At 68.5% G+C, this 6,370-nt stretch carries 7 protein-coding genes and 1 pseudogene; 4 read left to right on the top strand and 4 right to left on the bottom strand.

Going from position 1 to position 6,370, the window contains the following annotated elements:
* The coding region (locus QN345_RS14195; RefSeq protein ID WP_323508782.1) for an acyltransferase at positions 1 to 1,214 on the bottom strand (1,214 nt) is incomplete at its 3' end.
* Between the two features lie 61 nt (positions 1,215 to 1,275).
* On the opposite strand from QN345_RS14195, the gene QN345_RS14190 reads away from it, so the two are divergent.
* The 4 genes from QN345_RS14190 (at position 1,276) to glmM (ending at position 4,750) form a co-directional block, all read left to right on the top strand.
* On the top strand, positions 1,276 to 2,187 hold the full coding sequence (locus tag QN345_RS14190) for a tRNA pseudouridine synthase A (RefSeq protein ID WP_323508781.1): 912 nt from the start codon (positions 1,276 to 1,278) through the stop codon (positions 2,185 to 2,187).
* Between the two features lie 191 nt (positions 2,188 to 2,378).
* Positions 2,379 to 2,825: a 50S ribosomal protein L13 gene (gene rplM, locus QN345_RS14185; protein ID WP_134449915.1), complete on the top strand. Its 447-nt coding sequence runs from the start codon at positions 2,379 to 2,381 to the stop codon at positions 2,823 to 2,825.
* Between the two features lie 49 nt (positions 2,826 to 2,874).
* On the top strand, positions 2,875 to 3,360 hold the full coding sequence (gene rpsI, locus QN345_RS14180; RefSeq protein ID WP_134449916.1) for a 30S ribosomal protein S9: 486 nt from the start codon (positions 2,875 to 2,877) through the stop codon (positions 3,358 to 3,360).
* A 19-nt stretch (positions 3,361 to 3,379) separates the two neighbouring features.
* The gene (glmM, locus tag QN345_RS14175) at positions 3,380 to 4,750 is read left to right on the top strand and encodes a phosphoglucosamine mutase (RefSeq protein WP_134449917.1); all 1,371 of its coding nucleotides are present in this window, start codon (positions 3,380 to 3,382) and stop codon (positions 4,748 to 4,750) included.
* Here the strand turns inward: glmM and QN345_RS14170 are convergent.
* The 3 genes and pseudogenes from QN345_RS14170 to QN345_RS14160 form a co-directional block, all read right to left on the bottom strand.
* Positions 4,747 to 5,505, bottom strand: coding sequence for a YidC/Oxa1 family membrane protein insertase (locus tag QN345_RS14170; RefSeq protein WP_322188425.1), 759 nt, complete (start codon positions 5,503 to 5,505; stop codon positions 4,747 to 4,749). The genes glmM and QN345_RS14170 overlap by 4 nt on opposite strands.
* A gap of 83 nt (positions 5,506 to 5,588) precedes the next feature.
* On the bottom strand, positions 5,589 to 5,882 hold the full coding sequence (locus QN345_RS14165; RefSeq protein WP_134449919.1) for a DUF6412 domain-containing protein: 294 nt from the start codon (positions 5,880 to 5,882) through the stop codon (positions 5,589 to 5,591).
* A gap of 173 nt (positions 5,883 to 6,055) precedes the next feature.
* Positions 6,056 to 6,370, bottom strand: a pseudogene (locus QN345_RS14160) (type I pantothenate kinase); the annotation flags it as partial.

The raw sequence follows: 6,370 nt of genomic DNA, 5'->3' as shown, positions 1-6,370 counted from the left end.
GACCACGACTCGGTCGCGAAACCCGACAGGGAGCGGATGCCGCCGCGCAGGCCCCTGCGCCGCACCGGCTGCTCGAGCCACCGGTACGAGGCTGCGGCCACAAGCACGGCGACGGCGGCGACGAGCAGGTGCACGTCGACGCCGGCGGCCGGCCAGGCGACGCCGGCGAGCACGAAGAGGGGCCAGTGCCAGAGGTAGATGCCGTAGGACCGTTCGCCGATCCACCGGAGCACCGGGGTGTCGAGCCAGCGGCCGAAGCGGGCGCCGCGCACGGCGGCCCAGATCACGACGCAGGACAGCAGGCTGATAGCGGCGAGTCCGCCCCGGTACGCCGACGGGCCCGCGGCGGGCAACCACGCCGCAGCCGCACCGATGCCGAGCAATGCGGCGAGGCCGAGCCAGGGGCGCAGCCGGGCGGGGGAGGCGAGCCGGGAGGCGAACCGGGTGAAGCCCGCTGGGCCGGTGCGGGCGGCACCGGCGTTGGCGTTGCGGGTCAGTGCGCCCAGGCCGTTCGGGCGCCGCAGCAGCAGCGCGAGGGCCGCGCCGGCGAAGAGGCCGAAGCTGTGCGTGTCCGAGCCGTAGTAGACCCGGGTCGGATCGGCGCCCGGCTGGAACAGGAACCCCATCCAGAGAACGGAGAGGACGCCGAGGGTGCACACGACCGCCAGGCGAATCCGGGCGCTCCGGATGAGCAGCACCGCGAGCAGCGCAAACGGCCAGACCAGATAGAACTGCTCCTCGACGGCCAGGGACCAGAGGTTCCGGAACAGCTCAGGACTCGTCGCCGAGAAGTAGCTCGCGGAGCCTGCGATCGACACCCAGTTGTAGCCGAACGTGACCGCGCCGAGAACTTGCCAGCCGAGGCCGACGAGCACGTCGCCCCCGAGCATCCACGCCACGGTGCAGCAGAGCAGCACGAGGGGAACGAGCGGCGGCACGAGCCGGCGCACCCGGCGGCTCCAGAACCGGCGCAACGAGATCCGGCGGGACCGGGCATATTCGTCCACGAGGAGACCGGTGATCAGGAACCCGCTGATCACGAAGAACACGTCGACGCCGACGAAGCCGCCGGGCAGCACCTGTGGGAAGAAATGGAAGACGAGCACAACGCTCACGGCGATGCCGCGCAGGCCGTCGAGGCCGGAGAAACGGCGCGAATCCCGAGTCTCAGAGTCCGGGCGCAGGGATGCGGGAGTGCGGTAACTGAGTTTCATAGCGGTGAGCGGAGCCGATCCGGGTTCTACGATACCCGGCCCGGCACTTACACTTACCTCCGTGAATCTTCCTGCCGCCCCTGTTGTCTCCCCGCTCCCGGAGAACACCCGGATCAGGCTGGACATCGCCTACGACGGCACCGATTTTTCGGGATGGGCGATTCAACCAGAGCTCCGCACCGTGCAGGGCCAGATCGAGGCAGGACTCGCCACGATCCTGCAGAGCTACCCGCCGTATCCGTCCCTCATCGTCGCCGGGCGAACGGATGCGGGGGTGCACGCCCTCGGTCAGGTCGCGCACTTCGACCTCACCCCCGACCAGGTCGGGGGCCTGCTCCGACGGGGAAGGGGCCGGACCCCTGCGACGCTCGCGGTGATGGTGCAGCGGAGGCTCGGGGGGATCCTGGTGACCCAGCCGGAGATCGTGATCAAGGCATCCGCCGTCGCACCCCCCGGATTCGACGCTCGGTTCTCGGCGAACTGGCGCCGCTACGAGTACCGGATCGTCGACTCGGTGCTCGGGCACAACCCGCAGGACCGGCTGCGCACGACCTGGCACGGCTTCGCGCTCGAGCTGGAACCGATGCAGGTGGCCGCGGCGTCCCTGCTCGGGCTGCATGACTTCGCGACCTATTGCAAACCCCGGCCGGGCGCCACGACGATTCGCACCCTGCAGGAGTTCAGCTGGCGGCGGGACCCGGACGGCGTGCTCGTCGCGACGGTGCAGGCGGACGCCTTCTGCCACAGCATGGTGCGGGCACTCGTCGGGGCCTGCGTCGCGGTCGGAGAGGGACGGCTCGCAGGGGAGCGGCTCGCGACGCTGCGGATCAACCGGGCCCGCACGAGCGAGTTCAAGGTCATGCCGCCGCAGGGCCTCACCCTGCTCGCGGTCGACTATCCCGCCGACGACCGGCTCGCGGCCCGCGCCCTCGAGACCCGTGCCCGGCGCGCCCTCGACGAGGACGAAGAGTAGCGCAGCGCGCCGCCGAATCGCGCAGGCGAATTGCGCCAACGCTCCCGGCGGACTAGCATTGACCCTTGGTGTCTGTGCGTTGCAGCCAGGCACACGAACGTGAGCCCTCCATCGATCGTGTTCCCCGTCGGGGAACACACCCGGAGCGGGATTCACGAACACCTCCGTTCGAACAAGAAAGCAGCACAACAGTGACGCGCACTTATACTCCCAAAGCAAGCGAAGTCCAGCACGACTGGGTCGTCATCGACGCCACAGACATCGTGCTCGGTCGTCTTGCCAGCCACGCCGCCGTTCTCCTCCGGGGGAAGCACAAGGCAACGTTCTCTCCCCACATGGACATGGGAGACTTCGTCATCATCGTCAATGCCGAGAAGATCGCCCTCACCGGCAAGAAGCTCGAACTGAAGATCGCATACCGCCACTCCGGTTACCCGGGCGGCATTTCCGCCCAGAACTACTCGGAGATGCTCGAGAAGCACCCGACGCGTGCGGTTGAGAAGGCGATTCGCGGCATGCTGCCGAAGAACTCGCTCGGTCGCGCCCAGCTCGCGAAGCTCAAGGTCTACGCAGGCCCGGAGCACCCGCACGCTGCGCAGCAGCCCAAGCCGTACACCCTCTCCCAGGTCGCTCAGTAGCGCCGGCCACCAGACTTCTCGACTCTAAGAAAAAAGGATTCACACCATCGTGGCGAAGATCGCAGATCAGATTGACCAGGCTCCGGAGAGCTATTCCACCGAGACCCCGGCCGAAATCGTAACCAAGGCGCCCCGCGCCGTCCTCAACGTTCCCGGCGCAGCCGTGGGCCGTCGCAAGCAGGCCATCGCCCGCGTGCGCATCGTTCCCGGCTCGGGCACCATCACGGTGAACGGTCGCGAATTCGGGGACTACTTCCCGAACAAGCTTCACCAGCAGCTCATCAACGACCCGTTCAAGGTCCTCGACCTGATCGGCAGCTACGACGTCATCGCACGCATCACCGGCGGTGGCCCCTCCGGCCAGGCCGGCGCCCTGCGTCTCGGCATCGCGCGTTCGCTCAACCAGATCGACGAAGAGAACAACCGCGCCATCCTCAAGAAGGCCGGCTTCCTCAACCGTGACGCTCGCGTCAAGGAGCGCAAGAAGGCCGGACTCAAGAAGGCCCGTAAGGCGCCTCAGTTCTCGAAGCGCTAGATCGATAGTCGGCGCCGACATGCCTCGACTTTTCGGCACCGACGGTGTTCGGGGCCTGGCCAACCGTGATCTCACGGCTGGCCTGGCCCTGGGCCTCGCCCAGGCGAGTGCCGCAGTTCTCACCCAGGGTCGCCGCGCTGAATCGCGTCGAGCCGAGGGTCGCCGTCCGGTGGCCGTCCTCGCGCGTGACCCGCGCATTTCCGGCGAATTCCTCGCCTCGGCAGTAGCCGCGGGCCTCGCCAGTTCCGGTGTCGACGTCCTTGACGCCGGCGTCATCCCCACGCCGGCCGCGGCATTCCTGATCGCGGACATCGGTGCGGACTTCGGCGTGATGATTTCCGCCTCGCACAACCCCGCCCCCGACAACGGCATCAAGATCTTTGCCTTCGGTGGCACCAAACTTCCCGACGACGTCGAGGATCGTATCGAGGCCCACCTCGACCACGACAAGCTCACGCCGATCGCCGGCGATGTCGGCCGGATCTCACGCTTCGCGGACGCAGAAGACCGCTATGTCGTGCACCTCCTCGGCACCCTCCCGCACCGCCTCGACGGTATCCACGTCGTCCTGGACTGCGCCAATGGCGCGGCCGCGGGCGTGTCCCCACAGGTCTTCACGGATGCCGGCGCGCAGCTGACCGTCATCGGCGCCAACCCGAACGGGCTCAATATCAACGACGGGGTCGGCTCGACCCACCTCGACAACCTCGCGAAGGCCGTCCTCGAGCACGGTGCCGACGTGGGCATCGCCCACGACGGCGACGCCGACCGCTGCCTCGCCGTCGACCGGCACGGCAACATCGTGGACGGCGACCAGATCATGGCGATCCTCGCCGTCTCGATGGCCGAGCGCGGCGTCCTCAAGGACCGCACGCTCGTTGCCACTGTGATGAGCAACCTCGGCCTCCGGAGGGCCATGGCGGCCAACGACATCCGCATGATCGAGACCAAGGTCGGCGACCGCTACGTGCTCGAAGAGCTCAACGCGAACGGCCTGTCCCTCGGCGGGGAACAGTCCGGACATGTCATCATGACGGACTTCGCGACCACCGGTGACGGTATCCTCACCGGACTCCACCTCGTCGCCGAGATGGCCCGCACCGGCAAGCCGCTCCACGAGCTCGCCGCCGTGATGACCGTGTTCCCGCAGATCCTCGTGAACGTGCGCGGCGTCGATCACCACGCGCTGAAATCCGACGAGGTCATCGCCGCCGCCGTGCGCGAGGCCGAAGCCGAACTCGGAGACACCGGCCGGGTGCTGCTGCGTCCGTCCGGCACCGAGCCGATGGTGCGCGTCATGGTCGAGGCGGCCGACCAGGCCACCGCCGACCGGCTTGCGCACTCCCTCGCCGACGTCGTGCGCCTGCGCCTCGCCCTCGACTCCCTCTAGGACCCGGGCCCGGTCGGAGCGAACGAGCGGTAGAGAATGCCGCGTTCGACGAGCGTCCAGGCCGTGCTCACCGTGAGGTAGAGCGTCGCGGCCAGCGGGACCACGCTCGCGAACACAAGCGTCAGGAACGGGAGCCAGCTGAGGGTTGCGGCGAGCCGTGCTGCAGCGGGCCGGGCTGTCGGCACGACCGGAGAGGCGTATCGCGCAGCCAGTCGTCGAGAGAGCCCCGCGGTCAGGGCGATGACGGCGAGGAGCGCTCCGAACAGCATGAGTCCGGGCCAGAAGACCGGGGTGGTGCCCAGAAGCGCAAGGAACGACGTGCCGAGCGGGACGCCGCCGAGCTCCTGAGCGAGGAGCGGATTCGGTTGTCCGTTGATGCTGGCGAGGACGAAGAGCGCGTACACGGTCGACACGATCGGCGCCTGCAGGAGCGTCGGCAGGCATCCGGCCAGGGGCGACGCCTTCTCGGCCGCGTAGAGCTCGGCTGTCCTGCGGTTCAGTAGCTCGGGGTCGGCCCGGTACCGGCGTTGCAGCTCCCGGAGTTTCGGGGCGAGGCGCCTGCGGACGAACTCGGCGCGCACCTGGGCGCGGCCGACCGGTACGAGAACTGCCCGCAACAGGAGCGTGACCAGGACGATGACGAGTGCGGTGCTGCTCGCACCGGAGATGGGTGCGAGCGCGGAGGAGAAGGTGGTGACGGCCGCCGAGGCGGCTTGGAGCAGGGCTGCGACGGGCGCAACGGAATAGAGGTCCACGGAGGATATCCCAACGGTCGGAGGAAGAGGGGCGCGTCTGCGTTCGCGCTGCCTCGCCCTGCGTTGGAGTTGCCGGCTGAGGTCTAGGCGACCGCGAGCGGCCGGGCCGGTGCGCGCGGGCGTGGACGCCCGGCGGTGTTGGGATGACTCGGTGCGGCGAGTTCGCTGAGCACCTCGCGGTGTCGGTGGGAGCGGCGGCCGACTGTGATCTCGAGGGCGTCGGCGGCCGTGAGTCGGCACTGGACCCCGATAACGAGCGCCAGGCCGAGTACGGCGACGCCGGCGAAGAACATCATCCCCGGTTCGGTCGGCACGAGGATGAGCGCGAGCAGCGGACCGGCCAGGTACAGCACCAGCGCGGTGTAGGCGGCTCTCACGATCGCGCCTCCAGGCGGGTCGGCCAGAACGATTGGTGAGTCGACTCTACGCCGCGGAGTGAAGCAATTCGACGGAGATTTTCGGTTCTGAACCGGTCTACCCGGTCTCCCACGTATCGGAAAGCCAAAAACCCCGTCGAATCGGTCAGGGCTGCGGGCGGATGCCGCACCGCTCAGAGCTTGCGGAGCAGCACCTTCGACACGGCGTGGTTCTCGTCCTTGCGGAGCACAAGGGTCGCCCGGGAGCGCGTCGGCAGGATGTTCTGCACCAGGTTGGGCTCGTTGATCTCGTCCCAGATACGGCGGGCCTCCCGGCGGGCCTCGTCCTCGGTCATCGTCGCGTACCGGTGGAAGTACGACTTCGGGTTGCTGAACGCGCCGCGCTGCAGGCGCAGGAACCGGTCGACGTACCAGCGGGCGATGTCCTGGGTGCGGGCATCCACGTAGACGGTGAAATCGAAGAGGTCGCTGACCGTGAGCCCGTGCCC

It is taken from the genome of Cryobacterium sp. 10I1, from assembly GCF_035019805.1.
Taxonomy (GTDB): domain Bacteria; phylum Actinomycetota; class Actinomycetes; order Actinomycetales; family Microbacteriaceae; genus Cryobacterium; species Cryobacterium glucosi.
Note: the sequence above shows the minus strand (reverse complement) of the source record. Positions and strands in the feature narration are given on the sequence as shown.